This is a genomic window from Shewanella xiamenensis, from assembly GCF_014647135.1.
GTDB classification, from domain to species: Bacteria; Pseudomonadota; Gammaproteobacteria; order Enterobacterales; family Shewanellaceae; genus Shewanella; species Shewanella xiamenensis.
On the sequence record NZ_BMOP01000016.1, the window covers coordinates 44218 to 68965 of the forward strand.

Annotated in this window: 21 protein-coding genes; 13 read left to right on the forward strand and 8 right to left on the reverse strand. The window is 46.0% G+C overall.

Annotated features, from left to right (window positions below; translation table 11 throughout):
• Positions 1-66 precede the first annotated feature (66 nt).
• A complete protein-coding gene (gene clpA, locus IEY09_RS14040; RefSeq protein ID WP_126513006.1) occupies positions 67-2334 on the reverse strand; it encodes an ATP-dependent Clp protease ATP-binding subunit ClpA in 2268 nt (755 codons plus the stop codon).
• A gap of 42 nt (positions 2335-2376) precedes the next feature.
• Complete coding sequence (clpS, locus tag IEY09_RS14045) at positions 2377-2685, reverse strand: ATP-dependent Clp protease adapter ClpS (protein ID WP_011622425.1); 309 nt, start codon at positions 2683-2685, stop codon at positions 2377-2379.
• Between the two features lie 193 nt (positions 2686-2878).
• Between clpS and cspD the strand changes: the two genes are divergently transcribed.
• Complete coding sequence (gene cspD, locus IEY09_RS14050) at positions 2879-3085, forward strand: cold shock domain-containing protein CspD (RefSeq protein ID WP_011072576.1); 207 nt, start codon at positions 2879-2881, stop codon at positions 3083-3085.
• Positions 3086-3308: 223 nt separating this feature from the next.
• On the opposite strand, the gene IEY09_RS14055 is transcribed toward cspD, so the two are convergent.
• Positions 3309-5534 carry an NADP-dependent isocitrate dehydrogenase gene (locus tag IEY09_RS14055; RefSeq protein ID WP_188871537.1) on the reverse strand — a complete coding sequence of 742 codons (2226 nt, stop codon included), beginning with the start codon at positions 5532-5534 and terminating at the stop codon, positions 3309-3311.
• Between the two features lie 417 nt (positions 5535-5951).
• On the opposite strand from IEY09_RS14055, the gene IEY09_RS14060 reads away from it, so the two are divergent.
• The 6 genes from IEY09_RS14060 (at position 5952) to IEY09_RS14085 (ending at position 11966) form a co-directional block, all read left to right on the forward strand.
• Positions 5952-6737: an rRNA large subunit pseudouridine synthase E gene (locus tag IEY09_RS14060; protein WP_081990928.1), complete on the forward strand. Its 786-nt coding sequence runs from the start codon at positions 5952-5954 to the stop codon at positions 6735-6737.
• A gap of 56 nt (positions 6738-6793) precedes the next feature.
• Positions 6794-7270 (forward strand): NUDIX hydrolase, encoded by a 477-nt coding sequence (locus IEY09_RS14065; RefSeq protein WP_047538891.1) that lies wholly within the window; start codon positions 6794-6796, stop codon positions 7268-7270.
• A 296-nt stretch (positions 7271-7566) separates the two neighbouring features.
• Positions 7567-8685, forward strand: a complete 1119-nt coding sequence (gene mnmA, locus IEY09_RS14070; protein ID WP_037426519.1) for a tRNA 2-thiouridine(34) synthase MnmA — start codon at positions 7567-7569, stop codon at positions 8683-8685.
• A 3-nt stretch (positions 8686-8688) separates the two neighbouring features.
• Entirely contained in the window at positions 8689-9306 is a 618-nt protein-coding gene (hflD, locus tag IEY09_RS14075) for a high frequency lysogenization protein HflD (RefSeq protein ID WP_188871539.1), read from the forward strand.
• Between the two features lie 29 nt (positions 9307-9335).
• Positions 9336-10706: an adenylosuccinate lyase gene (purB, locus tag IEY09_RS14080; RefSeq protein ID WP_037426522.1), complete on the forward strand. Its 1371-nt coding sequence runs from the start codon at positions 9336-9338 to the stop codon at positions 10704-10706.
• 120 nt (positions 10707-10826) lie between these two features.
• Positions 10827-11966 (forward strand): ribosomal protein uL16 3-hydroxylase, encoded by a 1140-nt coding sequence (locus IEY09_RS14085; RefSeq protein ID WP_144346688.1) that lies wholly within the window; start codon positions 10827-10829, stop codon positions 11964-11966.
• Positions 11967-12087: 121 nt separating this feature from the next.
• On the opposite strand, the gene IEY09_RS14090 is transcribed toward IEY09_RS14085, so the two are convergent.
• Complete coding sequence (locus tag IEY09_RS14090) at positions 12088-12540, reverse strand: DUF4826 family protein (protein ID WP_037419348.1); 453 nt, start codon at positions 12538-12540, stop codon at positions 12088-12090.
• A 280-nt stretch (positions 12541-12820) separates the two neighbouring features.
• Between IEY09_RS14090 and IEY09_RS14095 the strand changes: the two genes are divergently transcribed.
• Positions 12821-13855, forward strand: a complete 1035-nt coding sequence (locus IEY09_RS14095) for a Glu/Leu/Phe/Val dehydrogenase dimerization domain-containing protein (RefSeq protein WP_188871541.1) — start codon at positions 12821-12823, stop codon at positions 13853-13855.
• 195 nt (positions 13856-14050) lie between these two features.
• Positions 14051-14398 (forward strand): hypothetical protein, encoded by a 348-nt coding sequence (locus IEY09_RS14100; RefSeq protein WP_037419354.1) that lies wholly within the window; start codon positions 14051-14053, stop codon positions 14396-14398.
• A 25-nt stretch (positions 14399-14423) separates the two neighbouring features.
• Here IEY09_RS14100 and IEY09_RS14105 read toward each other — a convergent pair whose 3' ends face one another.
• The 4 genes from IEY09_RS14105 to ppsA all read right to left on the reverse strand — a co-directional run bounded on the left by IEY09_RS14105 (position 14424) and on the right by ppsA (position 21078).
• Positions 14424-14849, reverse strand: coding sequence for a MarR family winged helix-turn-helix transcriptional regulator (locus IEY09_RS14105; RefSeq protein ID WP_037419357.1), 426 nt, complete (start codon positions 14847-14849; stop codon positions 14424-14426).
• 138 nt (positions 14850-14987) lie between these two features.
• A complete protein-coding gene (locus IEY09_RS14110) occupies positions 14988-15479 on the reverse strand; it encodes a DUF1285 domain-containing protein (RefSeq protein WP_188871543.1) in 492 nt (163 codons plus the stop codon).
• 88 nt (positions 15480-15567) lie between these two features.
• On the reverse strand, positions 15568-18609 hold the full coding sequence (ydiJ, locus tag IEY09_RS14115; protein WP_188871545.1) for a D-2-hydroxyglutarate dehydrogenase YdiJ: 3042 nt from the start codon (positions 18607-18609) through the stop codon (positions 15568-15570).
• Positions 18610-18708: 99 nt separating this feature from the next.
• The gene (gene ppsA, locus IEY09_RS14120; RefSeq protein WP_037426541.1) at positions 18709-21078 is read right to left on the reverse strand and encodes a phosphoenolpyruvate synthase; all 2370 of its coding nucleotides are present in this window, start codon (positions 21076-21078) and stop codon (positions 18709-18711) included.
• A gap of 124 nt (positions 21079-21202) precedes the next feature.
• Here ppsA and ppsR point away from each other — a divergent pair, with 124 nt between their 5' ends.
• The 4 genes from ppsR to IEY09_RS14140 all read left to right on the forward strand — a co-directional run bounded on the left by ppsR (position 21203) and on the right by IEY09_RS14140 (position 24714).
• On the forward strand, positions 21203-22015 hold the full coding sequence (gene ppsR / locus IEY09_RS14125; protein WP_011072591.1) for a posphoenolpyruvate synthetase regulatory kinase/phosphorylase PpsR: 813 nt from the start codon (positions 21203-21205) through the stop codon (positions 22013-22015).
• A 181-nt stretch (positions 22016-22196) separates the two neighbouring features.
• Positions 22197-23261 (forward strand): 3-deoxy-7-phosphoheptulonate synthase, encoded by a 1065-nt coding sequence (locus tag IEY09_RS14130; protein WP_037426544.1) that lies wholly within the window; start codon positions 22197-22199, stop codon positions 23259-23261.
• Between the two features lie 149 nt (positions 23262-23410).
• Entirely contained in the window at positions 23411-23842 is a 432-nt protein-coding gene (locus IEY09_RS14135; protein WP_037419524.1) for an acyl-CoA thioesterase, read from the forward strand.
• Positions 23843-24051: 209 nt separating this feature from the next.
• Positions 24052-24714: a response regulator transcription factor gene (locus IEY09_RS14140; RefSeq protein ID WP_037419521.1), complete on the forward strand. Its 663-nt coding sequence runs from the start codon at positions 24052-24054 to the stop codon at positions 24712-24714.
• Positions 24715-24748: the final 34 nt, after the last annotated feature.

Here is a 24748-nt window from a genome sequence, read left to right on the forward strand (position 1 = left end):
TTTGTTGGCGTGAGATTAGAAAAATGGCTGCAATTGCAGCCATTTTTATTGGGTTTTCGCGAGAGATTAAGCCTTAGTGGTACTTTTCTCGTGGCGTTCGGTGTGGATCACGATTTCACCGTCTTTGGCATCAACATGAGCAACACCGCCATGTTCCAGTTCACCGAAGAGAATAGCATCCGCTAATGGACGTTTAATAAGCTCTGTCACCACGCGGGCCATTGGCCGTGCGCCCATGCTCTTATCATAGCCTTTCTCGGCGAGTAGGGTTCTGGCCTCATCACTGACTTCAAGTAACACATGTTTCGCATCAAGTTGTGCTTGTAATTCCACCAAGAATTTATCAACCACCTTGGCTATGATAGTCATATCTAAATGATTGAACCAAATGATGGAATCTAAGCGGTTGCGAAACTCTGGCGAGAATACTCGATTGATTTCCGATAAGGCATCTTGGGTATGATCCTGCTGAGTAAAGCCAATAGACTTACGGATCGTTTCCTGAACACCTGCGTTTGTCGTCATCACTAAGGTGACATGCCTAAAATCCGCCTTGCGACCGTTGTTATCGGTTAAGGTGCCATGATCCATGACTTGCAGTAACAGGTTATAGACATCGGGGTGAGCCTTTTCGATTTCATCGAGCAACACCACGCAATGGGGATTTTTAATTACAGCATCGGTGAGTAAACCACCTTGGTCGTATCCTACGTATCCAGGAGGAGCACCAATCAAACGAGAAACCGTATGGCTTTCCATGTACTCCGACATATCGAAACGCACCAGCTTCATTCCTAGGCAACTAGCTAACTGATTGGTCACTTCTGTCTTACCTACCCCAGTTGGGCCTGCAAACAAAAAGCTACCAACAGGTTTTTTATCTGTACCTAAACCACTGCGCGATAATCGAATCGCCGAGCTTAAGGATTCAATCGCCTTGTCTTGACCAAAGACCACCATCTTGAGATTGCGCTCAAGGTTACGCAGTAAATCTTTGTCGCTGGCGGAGACTGATTTTTCTGGGATCCGAGCAATCTTCGCTACTATGGTTTCAATCTCGGCCTGACCGATGGTTTTCTTACGTTTGCTCTGTGGCAACATAGCCATGCGCGCACCCGCCTCATCGATCACATCGATGGCTTTATCGGGTAAATGCCGGTCATTAATGTGTTTTGCCGACAGCTCTGCCGCGCTGTTAATCGCCGCTTGGGTGTAACGCACACCATGATATTCTTCGTATTTAGACTTTAAACCCATCAGAATTTTAGTGGTTTCAGCCACTGAAGGTTCATTAATATCGACCTTTTGGAAACGGCGCGCCAGTGCACGATCTTTCTCAAAAATACTCTGATATTCTTGGAACGTGGTTGAGCCCATGCAACGCAAATTACCGCTCGATAATAACGGCTTTAGCAGGTTAGAGGCATCCATCACCCCACCCGATGCGGCGCCTGCACCAATAATGGTATGAATTTCATCAATAAATAAAATGGCGTGTTTATCGGCGCTAAGTTCCTTAAGCAGACTCTTGAAGCGTTTTTCAAAATCGCCACGGTACTTAGTGCCAGCAAGCAAGGAGCCTAAGTCGAGGGAGTACACAGTCGCCTGCGCCATCACCTCTGGCACTTGATTATTGACGATTCGATAAGCCAAACCTTCAGCAATCGCAGTTTTACCCACGCCCGCTTCACCCACCAACAATGGATTATTTTTACGGCGACGACATAAAGTTTGGATGGCGCGTTCGATTTCTTGATCACGACCAATCAGCGGATCTATCACCCCTTGTTTTGCAAGTTGGTTTAAATTGCTTGCAAACTGCGACAACATGCTACGTTCTTCGTTCGCTTCGCTTTGATCTTCGATGCGTTCTTGATCTTGATGAGCGTCGCTGTCCTCATTTTTTGAAAAACCATGGGAAATATAATTCACCACATCTAAACGGCTGATGTCGCTGCGACGCAGCAGATAAACAGCTTGGGATTCCTGCTCACTAAAAATGGCCACCAGCACATTAGCACCAGTGACTTCATTGCGGCCCGAGGACTGCACATGGAAAACGGCGCGTTGCAGTACCCGCTGAAACCCGAGCGTTGGTTGGGTTTCTTTATCATCATCCATATCCGCAATGATTGGGGTGGTTTGTTGGATAAAGCTTGCTACTTCATCTCTCAGTTTATCTAAATTCGCTCCACAGGCGATTAGCGCTTCTTGAGCCGCAGGATTGTCTATCAGAGCCAATAACAGATGTTCAACCGTCATATACTCGTGACGTGCCTCTCTGGCTTGCTGAAACGCCAGATTTAAGGTGACTTCCAGATCTTTGTTCAGCATAAGCACCCCCAAAATTAACAACTGACAACAGAGTAAGCGCTGTTAAGCCTTCTCTAACGAACACAGTAACGGATGTTGGTTTTGTCTTGCAAATTGATTTACTTGTATCACCTTAGTTTCTGCAATGCCGTAGGGAAAAATCCCGCAGATACCCTTTCCCTGGTGATGAATAGTCAACATGATATCTGTGGCTTCCTGCTCATTCTTGCGAAAGAAGATTTGCAGCACTTCAATCACAAAATCCATTGGAGTGTAATCGTCATTATTGAGGATCACCTTATACATTGAAGGTGGCATTAACTCAGATTCCACACGCTCTTCAACGTGTTCTATGTTTCCTGTCTTACCCATTTTTTAATACTAGCCTCTCGTGTTGTCCTCTTCCAATTGCTATCTTCAAATTAATCAGTTGTTACCTCTTTGTTAATTTTAGCTTGACTTCCGCTTTTACTCCTTACATTCTGTAGCTCAGACGGTGAAACAATCCCGTCTATACAGGTTTTACTATCTTACTGGTAAGTAGACAACAGAAGGAAGTGGAAGTATGGCAAGCGGAACTGTTAAATGGTTCAACAACGCCAAAGGATTCGGGTTTATTTGCCCTGATCAAGGTGGCGAGGACGTTTTTGCACACTATTCTACCATTGAAATGGAAGGCTATAGAACTCTAAAAGCAGGCCAACCAGTTCAATTTGAAGTAGAACAAGGTCCAAAAGGAATGCACGCTTCAGCCATTTCACCAACAAAATAATGTATGGTGAGGCCAATGATCTAAAAGGCAGGGATTAATCCCTGCCTTTTTATTTTGAGTAAAACAACTACACGTCATGCCTCATTTTGCGAGCATAAGTGTACCGGAGCGAATACATTTTCATCTCTAAACGTTAACTCGCTCTGGTTAATTTACAAGCCACTCCTAAATTTAGTGCAATAAAAAGGCCTGCAATGCAGGCCTTTACAAGTATCAATGCTGTTTAAGCAAGTAATAGCTTGTTCAAAGTTTCACTTGGGCGCATGGCTTTTTCAGCCTTGATAGCATCTAAACGATAGTAACCGCCTAAATCCACTGGTGCACCTTGCGCATTGTTGAGCTCAGCCACAATAACTTGCTCATTTGCAGCCAGTGCGTGAGCCAGTGGAATAAAGTGAGCTTGTAACTGCTCGTCTTTGGTTTGAGCGGCTAATGCTTGTGCCCAGTACATCGCCAGATAGAAATGGCTACCACGGTTATCCAGCTCTCCAACGCGTCTTGATGGCGACTTGTTGCTATCTAAGAACTGACCGATGGCTTGATCTAAGGTATCCGCCAGTACCTGCGCTTTAGGGTTCCCCACAGTTTGGCTTAAATGCTCTAAAGAAGCCGCTAATGCCAGGAATTCCCCTAGAGAGTCCCAACGTAAGTGACCTTCTTTTTCAACCTGTTGTACGTGTTTAGGCGCACTACCGCCCGCACCCGTTTCGAACAAGCCGCCACCATTCATTAATGGCACGATAGATAGCATCTTAGCACTGGTACCCAGTTCGAGGATTGGGAACAAGTCAGTCAAATAGTCACGCAGTACGTTACCAGTAACAGAAATAGTATCTTTACCTTCTTTGATGCGCGCTAAAGAGAAACGTGTTGCTTCTTCTGGCGACATGATGCTGATGTCTAAACCGCTGGTATCATGCTCAGGCAGATATTGCTTCACTTTAACAATCAATTGCGCATCGTGGGCACGATTGGCATCTAACCAGAATACCGCAGGAGTATTGCTTAAACGTGCGCGGCGTACGGCTAATTTCACCCAGTCGCGAATTGGGGCATCTTTAACTTGGCACATTCTCCAAATATCGCCCGCTTCGACGTTGTGGCTCATTAACACTTTGCCACTGGCATCAATCACGTTTACTACGCCATCAGCTGGGATTTCGAAGGTTTTATCGTGGCTGCCATATTCTTCGGCTTTTTGCGCCATCAGGCCCACGTTTGGCACACTGCCCATAGTGCTTGGATCGAATGCACCGTGTTCTTTACAGAAAGCGATAGTTTCTTGATACACACCTGCGTAGCAACGGTCTGGGATCAGCGCTTTAGTGTCGTGCAACTTGCCATCTGGCCCCCACATTTGGCCAGATGAACGAATAGCCGCTGGCATAGAAGCATCGATAATAATGTCGCTTGGGACGTGTAAGTTGGTGATGCCTTTGTCAGAATCCACCATCGCCAGCGCAGGACGCTCAGCGTAGACCGCCGCGATATCGGCTTCAATTTGGCTACGTACATCGGCAGGTAAGCTGGCGATTTTCGCATATACGTCGCCAAAACCGTTGTTCACATCAACGCCTAATTCAGCAAATAATGCTGCATGTTTATCAAATACCGGTTTGAAGAACACTTTCACGGCATGACCAAACATGATGGGATCAGACACTTTCATCATGGTGGCTTTAAGGTGCAGCGATAACAACACGTTTTCAGCCTTGGCATTGGCAATTTCACGCTCAAAGAAGCTGACTAAGGCTTTTTTGCTCATCACTGACGCGTCGATGATTTCACCCGCGAGCAGTTTCAGACCTGATTTAAGGATGACTTCTTGACCGTTTTTTTGTGCCAGAACGATGTTAACCGTGTCTGCGTTAGCCAAAGTCACTGACTGCTCGCTACCGTAAAAATCACCTTCGCTCATATGAGCAACGTGTGACTTAGAGTCTTTCACCCATTTACCCATAGAGTGTGGGTTCTTTTTCGCGAAGTTTTTCACTGACAGCGGCGCGCGGCGATCAGAGTTACCTTCACGCAGGACGGGGTTTACCGCACTGCCCTTGATCTTGTCGTAACGCGCTTTAATTGACTTTTCTTCGTCAGTTTTTGGCTCGTCAGGATAGTTTGGAATGTCATATCCTTTCTGTTGCAGCTCTAAAATACAGGCTTTTAACTGTGGGATTGACGCACTGATATTAGGCAACTTGATGATATTAGCTTCTGGTTGATTCGCTAAATCGCCAAGCTCAGCTAAGTGATCGCCAATCTTTTGCGCGTCAGTCAGTTTTTCTGGGAAGTTAGCAATCACACGGCCTGATAAAGAAATGTCACGGGTTTCAACCGCCACACCCGCCGCATTGGTAAAGGTCTTGATGATAGGTAACAGAGAAAGCGTTGCCAGTGCTGGCGCTTCATCGGTTTCGGTATAAATAATTGTTGGTGAGTTATCTTTCATGTTACATCCTACATTATTGTAAAATTTAGTATTTTTATAATAATTTTATATCATGACGAACAAACATTGGCACGAAGGAATTCTCTATCGAGGCAATCGTAAACGCCCCTATAAAACCTATAAACCCGCAGCAACATCCTCTTTACGTTCGCCAACGAGGGTAAATCGACTCATTAATACCTAACAAACATTTAGGCGTAGATCACATTTTCAGGCCGACATCATAGAGCATTCACAATAATATTCAAATTCCACTAACGGCGAATGCCAAGTACACTGTGTGCAGATAAATAACACGTCTTCTTTCTGACGTCTGCTAACGGATAGGTTCAGTCGTATATCATCGGCGACGACGTAAAATGACTAGACTGTCTTAAGCGACTATTCGCCACGGTATGAACAACAATTAGTTACTGCATGAACAAAAATAACCCGCTAACTTCTCAGGCAACACCTCGCACTCGCGGCCAGAGCGCATCCACCACGCACCCGCAGCATAGGGCAGATAACCGCAGCAAAGGAAGTAAACCAAGCTCCTTCGCCAAATCTGCCAAGGCAAGTTTGCAGCGCGATACAGGGTCACAACAAAATAGTCCCAAAACACGGCTTCAAAAACACTCATCGGCCTCACGCGTCAAGCCTCAAACTGCGCCTATCATCGTCTTATTTAACAAGCCCTTCGATGTTCTGTGCCAATTTACCGATGAGCAAGGCCGTAAAACCTTAAAAGATTACATCCCTATTCCGGGCGTTTATGCTGCTGGGCGATTAGATCGCGACAGCGAGGGACTGTTGCTGTTAACCAATGACGGTCAACTCCAAGCCAAACTGACTGAGCCAAAAAAGAAAACCTTTAAAACCTATTGGGTACAAGTGGAAGGTGTGCCATCGGAAGCCGATTTAGCCAAACTGCGCCAAGGGGTTGAATTAAAAGATGGCATGACGCTGCCCGCGAAGGTCTGCATCATGGCGACGCCGAATGTGTGGCCGCGTAATCCACCAATCCGTGAGCGAAAAAACATCCCAACCACTTGGCTGGAAATTCAAATCCACGAAGGACGCAATCGCCAAGTTCGGCGGATGACGGCCCATATTGGTTTTCCGACCTTAAGACTTATTCGCTATAAAATAGGCCAATGGAGTCTAGATGATTTAGCGACAGGTGAGCATAAATGCATACTGGTGGCTCAAAAGACCGAATAGTCTTACGCCAACAAGCAATCTAATATCCCTAATCTAGCCGCTCAAAGGTAATCACTGTGACAGTAAAAGCAAGATATAAACCCAATGTAACAGTTGCTTGTATTATCCATGCCTCTACCGAGGATAAGTATCTATTAGTGGAAGAGTGGATTGATGGTGAGCAGCGTTTTAATCAACCAGCAGGACATTTGGAAGCGAATGAAAGTCTTATCCAAGCCTGTGAGCGCGAAGTCTTTGAGGAAACAGGCCTTCAACTCAAGCCACAGGGATTGGTCGGGATTTATCAATTTAGCGCCAATCAGGACCTCGCTTTTGTGCGTTTTACCTTTTTGGTGCAAGTCGATACGCTACTCACACCTAAGCCACAGGATGTGGATATTTATGCCGCCCATTGGTTGAGCTTTGAGCAAATAGCCGCGAGAGTACACCAGTTGCGCAGTCCGTTAGTGCTCGATTGCCTCAACGATTACCGCAAACAGTTGCAACAAGGGCAAATTCATTCGCTCGAATTACTCAATAGTCAGCGTCTGTAGGGATGTCAAAGATAGCCCCAAGCAACAAGGCGTGATAGAATACGCCCCCGCGTAAATGCGCGATTCGATAAGGTATTTAACTGCGCTTTTGGGTTAAAAATTTGGGGTATTTTAGCATCATGCATCTTGTGCTTAATGATGTTGGGCTGATGTATCTCAGATGCTAAACGGATCACCAATAAGCCTGCCCTAACTACGCAGCTAATATAAACGCAGATTTAAAAGTGAGTCATGCACTAATGACAACGGTTCAAGCCACGACTCGCTAACACATATACTCAATGGTTTTAGGATCTATGACATCAATCGAACCCACTCATACAGGTAAAAAAGTCATTGTCGGCATGTCCGGCGGTGTTGATTCATCCGTTTCAGCCTATTTGCTTATGCAGCAAGGCTATCAGGTTGAAGGCCTTTTCATGAAGAACTGGGAAGAAGATGACAACGACGAGTACTGCGCGGCCGCCGAAGATTTAAAAGATGCTCAAGCCGTTTGCGATAAGCTTGGGATAAAACTCCACACGGTCAACTTTGCTGCCGAATATTGGGACAATGTATTTGAGTATTTTCTTGCCGAATACAAAGCAGGTCGTACCCCAAATCCTGATATCATGTGCAACAAAGAAATCAAATTTAAGGCCTTTTTAGAGTTTGCCGATGATATTCTCGATGCCGACTACATCGCCATGGGTCACTATGTGCGCCGCCGCGACAATGCCGATGGCACAACGCAAATGCTGCGCGGGGTCGACAATAATAAAGATCAAAGCTACTTCCTATACACCTTAAGCCATGAACAAGTGGCACGCAGCCTGTTTCCGGTGGGTGAACTCGAAAAACACGAAGTGCGAGAGATCGCCAAACAGATGGGCTTAATTACCCATGATAAGAAAGACAGCACCGGCATTTGCTTTATCGGCGAGCGAAAATTTACTGAATTTTTAGGTAATTACTTACCAGCGCAACCTGGCAATATCGAAACCGCCGAAGGCGAAGTCATTGGCACGCACCAAGGTTTGATGTACCACACCTTAGGCCAACGTAAAGGTCTGGGGATTGGTGGCATGAAAAATAGCAATGATGACCCATGGTACGTGGTGGACAAAGATCTCAAACGTAACGTGCTTGTTGTTGGCCAAGGTGGTCACCATCCGCGATTGATGTCCAATGGCATGTTTGTCAATCAACTACACTGGGTCGACCGCAAAGGTCCCGCCGATGGCAGCCAAATTGTGGTGAAAACCCGTTACCGCCAGCAGGATATCCCTTGCACCCTTACCTATCTTGATGACAATACCCTCAAAGTGGTGTTTGACGAGCCCGTTGCCGCCGTGACGCCTGGCCAATCAGCGGTATTTTACGATGGCGAAGTGTGCCTCGGTGGCGGAATTATCGATCAACTGATCAGAGGATAAACCGTGAACGAACAGCTCCATGATCGTACTATGGCCTTTGCAGGAATACTGCAGGCCATTGCACAAGTTCAGTATTTAGCCCGTCATGGTGAAAGCGACACCGATGAGCTAGCTGCCAGTTTACACACCATTTTAGTGACTAATCCAGAAACCCCCGCCGATGTCTACCAAGATAAGGCGGGCCTGCACAAAGGCTACCAATTGGTGTTAAATCAACTGGGGGATAGCAGTCAAAAAGATGTGGAAATTACCCGCTATCTGGTGGGAATTTTAGCCCTTGAACGTAAATTAACCCGTTCAAATACCGGGTTAGCTATGCTTGCCGAACGAATCAATCAAGTGAATCGTCAGCTACATCATTTTGCGATCACCGACGAACAAGTCATTGCCAATCTGGCCAGTATTTATAGCGACATTATCAGTAATCTTGGACCTAAGATTCAGATCTCAGGTAATCCAGTGTGTCTGCAACGTCCAATCGTGCAACAAAAAATCCGCGCCTTGCTGCTTGCAGCCATGCGCAGCGCAGTGTTATGGCGACAACTAGGCGGCAAACGTCGACACTTAGTCTTTGCCCGTAAAGCCATCATAGACACAGCCAAGAAAAGTCTTACCCTATAATAAAATAAGTTTTCATCAAGGAGCTTCACATGGATCTTTCCGCACTAACTGCTATCTCTCCGGTAGACGGCCGTTACGGTAGTAAAACAGCGTCATTGCGAGGGATTTTCAGCGAGTTCGGTCTTACTAAGTACCGTGTTCAAGTTGAAATCAACTGGTTAAAGTTACTCGCTGATTGCCCAGAAATCACCGAAGTGCCACCATTAAGCGAGTCAGCGATCGCGCTTCTCGATGCCATAAAAGACAATTTCAGTGAGCAAGATGCGCTTCGCGTGAAAGCCATTGAAAGCACCACCAACCACGACGTGAAAGCAGTTGAATACTTTATCAAAGAAAAAATCGCAGACAACGCTGAACTCGCCGCTGTCGGTGAATTTGTTCACTTTGCTTGTACTTCTGAAGATATCAACAACTTAAGCCATGGTTTAATGTTGACTGAAGCCCGCGAGCAAGTGGTACTGCCTTATTGCAATGAACTGCTCAGCGCCATCAAAAAACTGGCCGTTGAATACCGCTCAGTACCTTTGATGTCACGTACCCACGGTCAGCCAGCCTCGCCTTCAACCTTAGGCAAGGAAATGGCTAACGTAGCCGTGCGTTTAGAGCGCCAAATCAAGCAAATCGCGGCAGTTGAAATCATGGGGAAAATTAACGGCGCCGTAGGTAACTACAACGCGCACATATCTGCATACCCAGAAGTGAACTGGCATGCACTGTCTGAACGTTTTGTGACAAGCCTTGGCCTGCACTGGAACGCATACACCACTCAAATCGAACCGCATGATTACATTGCAGAGCTCTTTGATGCGATTGCGCGTTTCAACACTATTCTGCTCGATTTCGACCGTGACGTTTGGGGTTATATTGCCTTAGGTCACTTCAAGCAACGTACCATTGCCGGTGAAATTGGCTCATCAACCATGCCACACAAGGTCAACCCTATCGACTTTGAAAACTCTGAGGGTAACTTAGGTATTGCCAATGCGTTGATGCAACATTTAGCCGCAAAACTACCCGTTTCAAGATGGCAACGTGACTTAACCGATTCCACCGTACTGCGTAACTTAGGTGTGGGTATCGCCCACTCGCTGATCGCTTACCAAGCGACCTTAAAAGGCATCAGCAAGTTACAAGTGAATGAAGAGCATTTACGTGCCGAGCTCGATCAAAACTGGGAAGTATTGGCTGAGCCAGTACAAACCGTGATGCGTCGCTATGGTATTGAAAAGCCATACGAGAAGTTAAAAGAATTGACACGCGGTAAACGCATCGACGCCAAGCAACTTGCCGAATTTATCGACGGTTTAGCCCTGCCAGAAGACGTGAAGGCTGAGCTGAAGAAGATGACGCCAGCCAACTATATTGGCCGTGCAGAAGCATTCGTTGACGAACTTAACTAAAGTTCAGTTTACGGCTAACGCTTCGTTTAACGCTAAGCTGACATGCTTAGCTTATTATCTAGCCTAAATAAGGATTGAGGCGGTTACATTGTTAAGGATGTAGTCGCCTTTTTTGACACTATGTATAAACTCAATCTCGATATTGCTCAGTTCCTCAAGGATTACTGGCAACAAAAACCTGTGGTCATCAAAGGCGCTTTTCCTCACTTTGAAGATCCAATCAGTGCCGATGAGCTGGCCGGCCTAGCCTGCGAAGAAGAAATCACTTCGCGCATCGTCGTTACCCAAAAAGATAACTGGGAAGTGATCCAAGGCCCCTTTGAGGATTACGACAATTACGGTGAAACCCACTGGCAATTATTGGTGCAAGCGGTTAACCATTGGTATCCCGACTCACAACCCCTCGTTGAGGCCTTTCGTTTTCTCCCCGATTGGCGATTCGATGATTTGATGGTGTCATTTGCCACTCCAAGTGGCGGTGTCGGTCCCCATATCGACAACTACGATGTGTTTATTATTCAAGGCGAAGGTCAGCGCCGCTGGACCGTAGGTGACAACACCCCACAACAACGTCGTGGCGGTAATCCTAATTCACCTCTGGTTGAAGACTTTGATCCCATTATTGATATGGTGTTAGAGAAAGGCGATATGCTTTATATTCCACCAGGATTCCCGCACTGCGGTGAAACCTTAACCTTAGCCTTGAGCTATTCGATTGGTTACCGCGCACCCAGTCAGCAAGAATTAGTCAGCGAAGTGGCCGACTATTTACTCGACAAAAATTTGGGTCAACAGCGTTTTACCTCCGCATCCGAGCCAGCAAATCCGGGCATTATTAGCCAAGATCATCAACTCGGCATTATGTCGCTGTTAAGCCAGCTTGCCCAAGATCCTGCGAGTTATCAGGTTGTGCTAGGTAAACTGCTAAGCCAAAACCGATTTGAATTAGATATTTGTGAAGGCGAAGAAGCCTATAGCATCGACGATCTGCAAGATGCCTTTGAACAAGGCGCTGGTGTAAATCGCATTGGCGGTTTAAAAGTACTACGTTTAGAGAATGATGCTCACTCGCGCTTATTCATTAATGGCGAAATCTATGATCTGCCCAATACACCCGAAGCGGTGCTTGTACAGTTAAGCGATCATGTCAGCTTTGATAGCGAAACGGCTCTCGCGTTATGCGAACATGATGAAGTACAACAGCTATTGCTGGAACTGATTAATCAAGGTTTATACTATTTAAGTGATGAAGAAGCGTAATCCTTTAATATGGAATGAAACCGTCGGTATGCTCAACGTAGGACACAACGCTTGAGACAGACTTAAACAACAAAGGCACTCAATCGAGTGCCTTTGGTTTTATGACTTAACACAAGGAAGTCTAGCTATTCCAGAGTTTTTCATCATTGTGCATACGATATAAACTCTCTGCACGGGAGACTAATAACTGGGCAAATTTTGCCTGGGTTGCATCACGTCTGGTTGCGCCTGAACGGATCAAATTTTCAGCCTGCATTTGCCACATCATCGAGAAATGACGAACCGCATCACGCGCCGTTTTAGCCACTTTGACATCCACAAAATCCGATGGTAAATCGCCTGACATCACCCAATAGGTTTTGGTCGTAGGACGTTTGGATTCCATCTTCCAAATCGCTAAATAAGGTGCAAGATAACGGCTCTCATCGGCTAAAACCTTGCTGGGGATGACCCCTTTTTCCGCTAAAAAACGGTTCGCCTTTTGGAATTGTGTTCTGACCCACTCTTGGCGCAATTTCTCCATTTCTTCAGGAGAGATTGTTGGTTGAGCTTGATCGACAGCTTGTTCAGTCATACTTCCGTCCTATCTTATTGTTATAGCGCGGCTCTCATTCTTGGGACAGCACGCGAATCATACTAATGTCTGAAAATATCATCAGTTAAAATTGGTTTCGCATCTCTAAGCTTACGTTTACGTAAAGTGGAAAGCTAGATTGCCACAAATAATCTATTTATTCGGTCATTATGCATGGTTGAGAGTATCGCTAAATGCTATGGTTCTGCAATAAATATAACGAGCTGTCGATGGGAAGTCGTTCCATCGACGTTTTATTGTGTATAGCGGAGAACTTCACGTGGCTGTATTTAATCATGTATCCTTTGATGAACATGAACAGGTCGTATTCTGTCATGATAAAGAAAGTGGCTTAAAAGCCATTGTTGCCATCCATAACACCAACTTAGGTCCAGCTGTGGGTGGATGCCGGATGTGGAATTATCAATCCGATGATGAAGCCCTGACAGACGTATTACGCCTCTCCCGTGGTATGACTTACAAAAATGCCCTCGCCGGTTTAACCATGGGCGGTGGTAAGTCAGTGATTATTGCCGATCCTAAGCGTCCTGATCGCGAAGCCCTTTTCCGTGCCTTTGGCCGTTTTATCAATAGCCTCGGTGGACGTTACTATTCTGCTGAAGACGTGGGCACCACGACCGCTGATATCATGATTGCCCATCAAGAAACACCTTACATGGCAGGGCTTGAAGGCAAGAGTGGCGATCCATCACCATTTACAGCATTAGGCACCTATTTAGGGATCAAGGCTGCAGTTAAACATAAACTCGATTTAGACAGCTTAAAAGGCCTTAAGATCGCCGTTCAAGGTGTGGGCCATGTAGGTTACTACCTGTGTAAACATTTGCATGAAGAAGGTGCACAGCTGATTGTTACCGATATTCACCAAGCATCACTGGATAAAGTGACTACCGACTTTGGCGCCATCGTTGTTGCTCCACAGGATATCTATGCCCAAGACGTGGATGTCTATGCGCCATGTGCACTAGGTGCAACTCTAAACGATGTTACCCTACCACAACTCAAAGCTAAGATTGTTGCGGGTTGCGCCAACAACCAATTAGCCGAAGTCCGCCATGGCGAGCAGTTAAAAGAAATGGGCATTCTGTATGCGCCAGATTATGTGATTAACGCTGGCGGCATTATCAACGTGTCATTTGAAAAAGATTATGACGCAGCAAAATCAGAAGCTAAGGTCAGAGAAATCTACAACACGCTGCTGAAGATTTTTGCTAAGGCCGATGCTGAAAACCGCACGACAGGTGCAGTAGCTGACGAAATGGCCCGTGCCATTTACCAAGCGGCCAAAGCTTAATCATGCAGTAGGCGGACAACGAGTCGTTGTCCGCCTCAACCACTTCCCTCGCTCCACTTATCCATCTAAAAAATAAATTCCTCTCAATACCAATCAGATACCAAAACGCCACGTAAAATTCACTTTTCTGTAGTGGAAAACCCTATATGTCTCTGCTTGAATTAACTACTCGTCAGTCACGGAGAAGGTGCCACTATGGTCAGTTTCAAATATGAGCTGGGGAAAGATTCACTTGAATTACAAGCAAGTGATTGGTCGGGTTTGGAGAGAGTCTATATCAATGGCCAAATGGTTTCGCGCAAACTTAATTTTAGCCATCAAAGTGAACATTTGATCAAATTGAAAGATGGTGGGCAATGCCTATGTAAGTTATTTATTGACCCCTTCACAAATGAGTTAACTTGCCGTATTTATAAGCGTAATCAGCTAATCACTAGTCTGAAACAGGGAAAAAATAGCTTAATGCAGCGGCAACGGTTACTGCAGCAAGGGTTATTACTGGGGTCAAGTTTAGTGTTACTTTTTATGCTACTCCCACTGTAAATAACCGAAAGAAGCACAATAAAACTTACGGATTAGATGACAGTTTATTTATTTTATTCAAAAGCTTAATAAAATAACTTCGTTCATCTTCAGTAAGATTAGCAAGAAACTTTTCATTGACGCGCTCGGCCTCACGGATCAAATCCTGCTCCAGCGCCTTGGCCTCATCGGTGAGAAAAATCTGGAAAGCTCGGCGATTATCGAGTTCTTGATGGCGGGTGATGAGGCCTTGCACCTGCAACTGATCGAGCAAACGGGTCATGGTATAGTTCGCTACATCACAACGTTTGGACAACTCGGTCTGAGTAATCCCCTCCTCCTGCCAAAGCGCGAATAATACTGGCCACAACTTAATGTCGAGCTGATAGCGTTTCAACTGCAAATCGAGTTCATTTTGCAGCTCAATATTTAAGTGCGAAACAAGATAGCCTAAGCTTTCATAACGGTTCAAACAGCACCTCCGAAAACAACATTTAGACCCATCGACACAGACCTAAACCCGAGTAGGATTGGCTAAGGTTAGTTTTAATACTATCACTTAACCCATAATAAACTAGTCAGCCTCCCCAAGTTATTACAATCAAAATCTTTAAGCACTGAGGCCACCTTCATCGGTTAAATTGAATTCATTAACAAAATTGTAGTAGCAGGCACGGCTCAATTTTCCCCATAGGCCGCGCTCTAGCGGCAGATAAATCCCAAAGTCGGTGAGCTTTAAATGATGGAGTGTCGCCAGAGAATGCTCGGTGCCAATACTACTGCGCAGCGTTAAACCCGATGCAGTCTCATCCTTCACATAATCGACAATCAACAGCGGCACATCATCCACCTCGACTCGCACCTTTTCGACTGGTGTGATCAAAAAATGTTCGCCATCGATGCCATGTAAAATACTGGCAAACAGCTTAGCAAACTTAGTCGGTAATGGGCTGTCCTGATATAACCAGTCACCGGAGAGTTGAATACAAAATAACGCGACTTCACTACACAGCGCTGTTGGCAGTGTGGCGACGTCATCCGGCGTTGGCTTGCTGGTGAATGCCTGTAGCGTATCGATAACATTGTCCGTGTGTTTTTCCATAGCGTCTCCTCAATAAAAAAACCAGCCTGACGACTGGTTTAGTGTGGCATTGCCTTAGGGATTATCCAATCCCTAATAAAAAATTGCGTTAAGCCTTAACGAGCTCCAATAAAGCCTCTAGTGGATGTTTTGGCTTGTAACCGGCGAAACGTTTTACTTGACTGCGACATGAATAGCCAGAGACTAGCACCTGTGACGCGTCTATCTTGCTTAAAGTGTCTTTCCATGACATATCAAACAAGGTCTTAGAACGCTCAAGATTCTCAGCCTCATGGCCGTAGGTACCCGCCATGCCGCAACAGCCCAGATTCACTGCCGTTAATTTAGCGCCAAAGTGAGTGAAGATTTTGCTCCACTCATTGGCGGTATTAGGCTTCGCCGTAGACTCAGTACAATGGCTAAACCAAGTAAATTGTTTATCTTGCATGGCCTTAGTAGGAATATCCTGAAGTATGTCAATCAGCCATTCGTTAGCCAGTTTAACCTCAAACGCGCCGCGGTTAGCCCCTAAAATTTCTTTATATTCATCGCGATAACAGAGCACTAAGGCGGGATCGATCCCAACCATTGGCATGCCTAACTTATGCACTTGGTTTAAGAAATCCGCACTCGACTGCGCCGTTTTAGCAAATTTACCCAAGAAGCCCTTGATATGGGTCGGTTTACCGTTGGGCTTAAATGGCAGTAGAACGGGTTTTAATCCTAAGGTTTCAATCAATTGGATAAAGCGATACACCAAGCCCGCATCGTAGAAACTGTTGAAGGGATCTTGTACAACTAATACAAATTTTGCCCTCTCATCGGCAGGGATGGCCTGCAATGCCGCCAAATCATAGCCGCGGCTCGCATGGCCATCGAGTCGTTGTTTTAAGGTTGGCACCGACAGCGCTGGCGCATCCACATAGCCAATAGCCTTTTTGATAACCCATTGACTGAGTGGGTTTTGCGAGGCGAAATTGGTCAGCCTTGGCGCAGCAGCCATCAGAGGTAAGCTGTCTTCTATGCCCGCAACCAGGTAATCCTTGGCCGGACGCAGATAACGTTGATAGTAAATATTAAAGAATTGCGCCCTAAACTTAGGTACATCCACTTTAACCGGGCACTGACTCGAACACGCCTTACACGCAAGACAGCCCTTCAGCGATTCCATCACTTCGTGGGAATAATCGTAATCGCGCTTCGCATTGATGGTATTTTGCATCCGCTGCAAAATGCCTAAGGGTTTGGCTTTCGCCAGCGCGTTCACATCCACCCCTTCCGACTCAAGCAAACGCAGCCACTCACGCATCAGACCCGCACGGCCTTTGGGGGATTGCACCCTATCGCCAGTCACCTTAAATGACGGACACATGGGCGAGTAACTACTGTAATTAAAACACAGGCCATTGCCGTTACAATTCATCACATCGGGATAGGCATCGCGTACTTCGACGGGAATTTGTCTGTCAAACTTGCCGCGCTTGGTACTATCCACATCAAATGCCAAGCTGCCGACTTGCTTGGGCGCCACTAACTTGCCGGGATTAAGCCTGTTATCAGGGTCAAATAGACCTTTAATGTCTTGCAATACGCCATAAAGTTCATCGCCAAATACCGATGGGCCGTATTCGCCACGCACGCCCTTACCATGCTCGCCCCACATCAGGCCGCCGTATTTGAGCGTCAGTGCTGCAACTTGATCAGAAATCACCCTCAGCAGTTTTTCATCTTCGACATCGCACATATCCAGCGCAGGCCTTACGTGTAATACGCCCGCATCCACATGGCCAAACATACCGTATTGCAAATTGTGACTATCGAGTAGCGCACGAAACTCCATAATATAATCGGCAAGTTTTTCAGGCGGCACAGCAGTATCTTCGGCAAATGCAATGGGTTTGCGACGTCCCTTGGTAGCACCGAGCAATCCAACGGCCTTTTTACGCATGCCATAGATTTTCTCAATGCTGGCCTTATCTTGAGTGACTTGATAACCAACGACACCACATTCACCGCGACCAATTTGCTCGGTCAATACAGCCTCAAGACTCGCGAGTTTTTGCTCAACTTCTGCCGTATCACCAGCAAACTCGACCATATTCAGGCCATCGATGACTTTACCCGGCACTTCTTGAATAAGGTCGGAAACCGAATGCCAAACAATGTCCTCGCGGGCAAGATTAAGCACTTTAGAGTCCACGGTTTCGACCACCGTTGCCCGCGCAGCCACTAAGGAAGGAGCATGACGCAGCGCAGACTGGAAGGAATCGTACTTAATATTCACCATCGCCCGCTCACTGGGCAGTGGTGTAATGTTGAGTTTCGCTTCGGTGATAACCGCCAGCGTGCCTTCAGAGCCTGTTAAAATGCGTGAAAGGTCGAACTGAGTTAAGCCTTCATTCCAGACATTCTTTAAGTCATATCCGGTTAAAAATCGATTGAGTTTTGGGAATTGTTGCTCAATGAGCGCGCGCTTCTCACGGCATACCTTTGCAATTGCCGAAATCAGTTTTTGTCCAAGCGGATTTTCACTCACGTTATCGGGATTACATAACAGACCCGCATCGAGGGGACGAGTATCTAACACACTGCCATCTATCAATACGCTACGCAGCGCCAGTACATGGTCGGAAGTTTTACCATACACCAAAGAGCCTGCGCCCGAGGCGTCGGTGTTGATCATACCGCCAATAGTGGCGCGGTTTGAAGTTGAGAGATCGGGACTAAAGAAGAATCCATGGGGACGCAGCGTATCATTTAGCGCATCTTTAATGACCCCTGCTTCAACCCTAACCCAGCCCTGCTCAGGATTCACTTCCAACACACGATTCATATAACGAGACACATCGAGGATCAAACCGTGGGTCAGCGACTGCCCATTAGTGCCTGTTCCGCCACCTCTAGCACTAAAAGTCACACCCACAAACTCTGCTTTCGTAGCAAGTTTAAGCGCTATCTCGATATCCTTTTGGTGTTTAGGATAAAGCACCGCCTGGGGCAAAAATTGATAGACAGAGTTATCCGTGGCTTGCACTAAGCGCGCGCTGTAGCGCTTATCAATATCACCTTCATAGGCACTTTGTTCTAAAGCATCAAGATAGGCCAGATAAACAGGTTCTAAGGTTTGTTGATGTGATAACAGAGGTAACATGGGCGGCTTCAGTCAATTATTGTTATGCGGCCCATTATAAACAAAAAAAAGCCGCTAAAAAGCGGCTTTTTTAACACCTTGATAAAATTACGGCCTAGATCAAGCGTGCGCTTCGGCTAAATATAACCAAGTATCAATTACGGTATCAGGGTTTAACGATACGGTATCGATGCCTTGTTCAACTAACCAAGCCGCGAAATCGGCGTGATCTGAAGGTCCTTGACCACAAATACCGATATAAGCACCCTTGGCCTTAGCCGCTTTAATGGCCATAGACAGCAGGATCTTCACCGCTTCGTTACGCTCATCAAACAAGTGGCTGATGATGCCTGAGTCACGGTCAAGACCGAGTGTTAACTGTGTTAAGTCATTTGAGCCGATAGAGAAACCATCGAAGTGCTCAAGGAACTGATCCGCTAACAGCGCATTTGACGGTACTTCACACATCATGATGACGCGTAGACCATCTTTACCACGCTCTAAGCCCTGCTCTTTCAGCAGTTCAATCACTTGCTCAGCTTCTTTCACGGTACGGACGAATGGGATCATGACTTCAACGTTCTTCAGACCCATTTCATTACGCACGCGCTTAATCGCTTCACATTCAAGTGCGAAACAATCGCGGAATGATTCAGAGATATAACGGCTCGCACCACGGAAGCCGAGCATTGGGTTTTCTTCCTCTGGCTCGTAACGGTCACCACCGACTAAGTTAGCGTATTCGTTAGACTTAAAGTCTGACATACGTACGATCACTTTCTTCGGATAGAAAGCCGAACCAATAGATGCGATACCTTCGACTAAGCGAGCGATGTAGAACTCAACAGGAGAGTCGTAACCGGCGATCATCTCGTTGATTTCTTCCTGCAAGGCAGCGTCCTGTTGGTTGAATTCAAGCAACGCTTTCGGGTGAATACCGATCATGCGGTTGATGATGAATTCTAAACGCGCTAGACCCACACCTTCGTTTGGTAAACGAGCAAAGTCGAAGGCGCGATCTGGGTTACCCACGTTCATCATGATTTTCATCGGTAACGCAGGCAATGCGTCAACGCGGTTAGACACTACTTCGAACTCTTGCTTACCTTCGTAGATGTAACCAGTGTCACCTTCGGCGCAAGAAACAGTCACTAACTGACCATTTTTGATACGGTCGGTCACGTCGCCACAACCAACTACCGCTGGTACACCTAATTCACGGGCAATAATCGCCGCGTGACAGGTACGACCGCCACGGTTAGTCACGATGGCGCTGGCGCGCTTCATGATAGGTTCCCAATCTGGGTCAGTCATGTCGGTCACTAACACATCACCTGGTTGGATTTGATCCATATCCGCGATAGAGGTTAGTACCTTAGCCACACCTGAACCCACTTTATGACCGATAGCACGACCTTCAGAGATCACTGCGCCACGGCTCTTTAAGTGGTAACGTTCAATTAATTGTACGTCTTCACGGCTACGAACCGTTTCTGGACGCGCTTGAACGATATAGAGTTTGCCATCGTTACCGTCTTTCGCCCACTCGATGTCCATTGGACGACCGTAGTGTTTTTCGATAACCATTGCTTGTTTAGCCAGTTCCATCACTTCGGCGTCGTTGATGGAGAATTGACGACGTTTTTCAGCAGCAACGTCTTCAATTTTCACTTGTTTGCCGTGAGCAGCATCATCGGAATACACCATCTGGATGAGCTTACTACCGATATTACGGCGAACAACGGCTTTATGACCTTGAGAAAGGATAGGTTTGTGGACATAGAATTCGTCAGGGTTTACCGCACCTTGAACAACCATTTCACCCAGACCGAAAGATGAAGTGATAAACACCACATCGTTGTTGCCTGATTCAGTGTCCATGGTGAACATCACACCTGATGCCGCTTTGTCTGAACGAACCATGCGTTGTACGCCGGCAGACAGGGCAACACCGTGGTGCTCATAACCTTGGTGAACACGGTATGAAATTGCACGATCGTTAAAGAGTGACGCAAACACGTGCTTAATCGCCACGAGTACAGAGTCAAATCCTTTCACGTTTAAGAAGGTTTCTTGCTGACCAGCAAAAGAAGCATCTGGCATATCTTCTGCGGTAGCAGAAGAACGTACTGCAAATGATGCATCGCTAGTTTCAGCGGCAAGTTTATCGTAAGCTTCACGAATGGCTTGCTCTAAAGCTGGTTGGAATGGGGTGTCAATCACCCATTGTCTGATCTGTGCACCTACTTTTGCCAGTGCATTGACATCATCTACATCCAGTGTGGCTAGAATGTCATAAATCTTCTGGTTTACTCCACTTTGTTCAAGGAACTCATTGAACGCATAAGAAGTAGTCGCAAATCCGCCAGGTACTTGAACACCGGCATTAGCTAGATTGCTGATCATCTCGCCAAGAGAAGCATTTTTACCGCCAACCAAGTTGACGTCACCCATGCCTAATTCCTGATACCAGAGTACGTATTGCTGCACAGTTCTATCTCCGCAAGTTTATTTCAGTGGCCCCTTCACACGAGGGCAGCGGCATTTTACACTCCCGCTGAAGAAGCGTAAATCTATAATTTTATTTGTAATTTTATTACTACAAGAGGTCAGTATGGCACCAAAGGTATTTTACATCTCCGACGGCACAGCGATCACAGCAGAGGTTTTTGGGCATGCAGTTCTCTCGCAATTTCCATTAGAATTTGAGTCACTTACAATTCCATTTGTTGAAACATTGGCAAAAGCTGAAAACGTTAAACGACAAATTAATGATTGTTTTATTACAACAGGCGAACGCCCCTTAGTGTTCCATTCAATCGTTAAACCGGAAATTCGGGACATCATTTATTCGAGTGAAGGTCTCGATTACGATTTTTTAAATACCTTCGTCGCTCCACTTGAACAACATTTAGGCGTAAGTGCATCGCCTGTATTACACCGCACCCACGGTAAAGCCAATCAGGGTTATGAAGCCCGTATCGATGCCATCAATTTTGCGATGGATAATGATGATGGCCAAACCATGAAGCATATGGATCAGGCCGATTTGATCCTGCTGGGCGTGTCTCGCTGCGGTAAAACCCCGTCCAGCCTCTATTTATCGATGCAGTTTGGTATTAAAGCGGCTAACTACCCGTTCACCGAAGACGATATGGATAACCTTAAACTGCCCGAAGCCTTAAAACGCAATAAGAAAAAATTGTTTGGGTTGACCATCGATCCGGTACGCTTACATGAAATCCGCCAAAGTCGGATGGAAAACAGTCGCTACTCTTCCTTAAAGCAGTGTCGTTTAGAGGTAAAAGAAGTCGAGATGATGTTCAAACGTGAACGTATTCCTTATATCGACACCACCAACCACTCGGTCGAAGAAATCGCCACTAAGATTTTAGATGTGACGGGTTTAGAACGTCATATGTTCTAATCTTGATGATTTCGAACGAGACAATCGAGTCCCTCGATTTAGGCTAAATAGGTCTAACTTAAATCAAATTCATTGCACAGTTGCCGACAATTAACACAATTGGCACTGTGCAATGCTGTTCGATTCGTTATAATCCGAGGCAATCTGGCGAAAAGCGCCGCACGCAAGCTCGGTATTTTGAATGACCATTAAAACAGACGAATTACGCACTTCCTTATTAGCTAAAGTCATCTCACCTGCACAACTGGCATCTGAGTACCCGTTAACCCAAGATGCAGCCGATTACCTCGTTCAGCAACGTCGTGAAGTTGAAGCCATTATTATGGGCGAAGATCATCGTCTACTGGTGATCATTGGCCCTTGCTCTATCCATGATACGCAAGCTGCCCTCGACTACGCCCGCCGTTTAGCTGTGCTGCATCAAGAGTTAAAGGACGATCTCTGTATTTTAATGCGGGTGTACTTTGAAAAGCCGCGCACCATTGTTGGCTGGAAAGGGTTAATTTCCGATCCTGACTTAGATGGCAGCTTTGAACCCAATAAAGGATTGCGTATTGCCCGTCAGCTACTACAGCAAATCACTGAGCTGAAATTGCCGATTGCCACCGAGTTTTTAGATATGGTGAACGGTCAATATATTGCTGATTTAATCACCTGGGGCGCTATCGGCGCTCGCACCACTGAAAGCCAAGTCCACCGCGAAATGGCCTCGGCACTCTCCTGCCCTGTGGGTTTTAAAAATGGAACCGATGGCAATATCAATATCGCCGTTGATGCCGTTCGTGCCGCCAAAGTGCCACATATTTTCTATTCACCAGATAAAGATGGCGCTATGTCAGTATATCGTACCCATGGTAATCCTTATGGGCACATTATTTTACGCGGTGGTAAAAAACCTAATTACTTTGAGCAGGATATTGAACAAGCAAGATTAAAACTTGAGTCTGTCAATGTAACGCCGCGTGTGGTGGTTGATTTTAGCCACGGTAACAGTGAAAAAAATCACCTAAAACAACTGGTCGTTGCTGAAAATATCATGGCGCAAATGCGCGCGGGTAGTACGGCCATTGCCGGCATCATGGCAGAAAGTTTCTTACAGGAAGGCAATCAAAAAGTGGTTGAGGGTCAACCTTTATGCTACGGCCAAAGCATTACCGATGCCTGCTTACATTGGGATGACTCAGAAAAATTACTGCGAGATCTGGCTAAAGCCTCACGCGATAGGCGTGAACTTCTCGGTAAATAAGTCAATGACCAAACGCTAAAGGCTTCCACTGGAAGCCTTTTTACTTTTCGTTTTGTCTTAAAACCTAACGATATAGTCGTTTTATATCATTCAAATTGAAAACTCACTATAATCGCGCCTCTTGAAAATGCATAACCTCAGGTTGCCGTATGCCACATTCACTCGACTCTACTCGCCCTGCTTTTTCCGATGCCATCGAACAACGAATCAATCAATCCGAAGCGCGGGTAATCAAAGCCGTATTTCCTTCTATCACCAATCACCACAATACCTTATTTGGTGGTGAAGCCCTAGCATGGATGGATGAAACCGCTTTTATTGCTGCGACTCGTTTCTGCCGTAAAGCCTTAGTTACAGTCAGCTCTGATCGAATCGACTTTAAAAAACCTATTCCAGCGGGTACCTTAGCAGAGCTTATCGCCCGCGTGATCCATGTAGGTAATACCTCGTTAAAGGTCGAAGTCAATATTTTTGTCGAAGACATGTACCAAGATCACCGTGAGCATGCGATCCGTGGCGTATTCACCTTTGTTGCGGTAGACGAACAACGCCATCCGACCCAAGTGTGGACGGCTGAATAAGATTTATACTACGTAATAACGTACTCTAGCCCTTTAACAGCAAGGTTTTAGGGCTAATTTATTCATTCATTTAAGCGAGACAAAAGTATAACAACCAGAAACATATAAAAATTTTGTCCTTCTTGCTGCATAAACCAATAGGATCCTCGATTACTTTTCTGTTACATTGGGTTTAATCTTCACGCGCCACGAACATAATCAAAAAAGCCATGAAGCTAGAAAACTTAAATATAATTATTGCCGACGACCATCCATTGTTTCGAAATGCACTACGTCAAGCACTCAGTAGCGCCTTTGAGCGCACCCAGTGGTTTGAGGCTGACAGTGCCGATGCGTTGCAGTCTGTGTTAGATTCACAAAGTGTCAGCTACGATTTGGTTTTACTGGATTTGCAGATGCCAGGTTCCCACGGCTATTCGACGCTTATCCATCTGCGCTCTCACTACCCTGAGCTGCCTGTTATCGTGATTTCGGCCCACGAGGATATCAATACCATTAGCCGTGCTATTCACTACGGTGGTAGCGGTTTTATCCCTAAATCAGCGTCGATGGAAACCTTGAAAGAAGCCCTAACCGCTGTTTTATGTGGGGATTTATGGCTACCTAAAGGTGCTGATATTATACCTATCGAAGATGACAGCACTGATAAAATGGCCAGTAAGCTCTCAGATCTCACGCCGCAGCAATATAAAGTACTGCAAATGTTTGCTGAGGGCTTGCTCAATAAACAAATCGCCTATGACTTAGGTGTTTCTGAAGCAACCATAAAAGCGCACGCCACTGCCATTTTCAGAAAACTAGGCGTTCGTAATCGCACTCAAGCGGTTATTGCTTTAAGTCAGCTTGAAATGGATAAAGTCGATTTGTCATAGTCATACGTGTCATTTCAACTCTCAACACAATAAA

What these genes read in the sequence shown, in the direction of transcription:
- clpA (WP_126513006.1), bottom strand. Translation starts at nt 2,334, where the DNA reads ATGCTGAACAAAGATCTGGAAGTCACCTTAAATCTGGCGTTTCAGCAA.
- clpS (WP_011622425.1), bottom strand. Translation starts at nt 2,685, where the DNA reads ATGGGTAAGACAGGAAACATAGAACACGTTGAAGAGCGTGTGGAATCT.
- cspD (WP_011072576.1), top strand. Translation starts at nt 2,879, where the DNA reads ATGGCAAGCGGAACTGTTAAATGGTTCAACAACGCCAAAGGATTCGGG.
- IEY09_RS14055 (WP_188871537.1), bottom strand. Translation starts at nt 5,534, where the DNA reads ATGAAAGATAACTCACCAACAATTATTTATACCGAAACCGATGAAGCG.
- IEY09_RS14060 (WP_081990928.1), top strand. Translation starts at nt 5,952, where the DNA reads ATGAACAAAAATAACCCGCTAACTTCTCAGGCAACACCTCGCACTCGC.
- mnmA (WP_037426519.1), top strand. Translation starts at nt 7,567, where the DNA reads ATGACATCAATCGAACCCACTCATACAGGTAAAAAAGTCATTGTCGGC.
- purB (WP_037426522.1), top strand. Translation starts at nt 9,336, where the DNA reads ATGGATCTTTCCGCACTAACTGCTATCTCTCCGGTAGACGGCCGTTAC.
- IEY09_RS14085 (WP_144346688.1), top strand. Translation starts at nt 10,827, where the DNA reads ATGTATAAACTCAATCTCGATATTGCTCAGTTCCTCAAGGATTACTGG.
- IEY09_RS14090 (WP_037419348.1), bottom strand. Translation starts at nt 12,540, where the DNA reads ATGACTGAACAAGCTGTCGATCAAGCTCAACCAACAATCTCTCCTGAA.
- IEY09_RS14100 (WP_037419354.1), top strand. Translation starts at nt 14,051, where the DNA reads ATGGTCAGTTTCAAATATGAGCTGGGGAAAGATTCACTTGAATTACAA.
- IEY09_RS14110 (WP_188871543.1), bottom strand. Translation starts at nt 15,479, where the DNA reads ATGGAAAAACACACGGACAATGTTATCGATACGCTACAGGCATTCACC.
- ydiJ (WP_188871545.1), bottom strand. Translation starts at nt 18,609, where the DNA reads ATGTTACCTCTGTTATCACATCAACAAACCTTAGAACCTGTTTATCTG.
- ppsR (WP_011072591.1), top strand. Translation starts at nt 21,203, where the DNA reads ATGGCACCAAAGGTATTTTACATCTCCGACGGCACAGCGATCACAGCA.
- IEY09_RS14130 (WP_037426544.1), top strand. Translation starts at nt 22,197, where the DNA reads ATGACCATTAAAACAGACGAATTACGCACTTCCTTATTAGCTAAAGTC.
- IEY09_RS14135 (WP_037419524.1), top strand. Translation starts at nt 23,411, where the DNA reads ATGCCACATTCACTCGACTCTACTCGCCCTGCTTTTTCCGATGCCATC.
- IEY09_RS14140 (WP_037419521.1), top strand. Translation starts at nt 24,052, where the DNA reads ATGAAGCTAGAAAACTTAAATATAATTATTGCCGACGACCATCCATTG.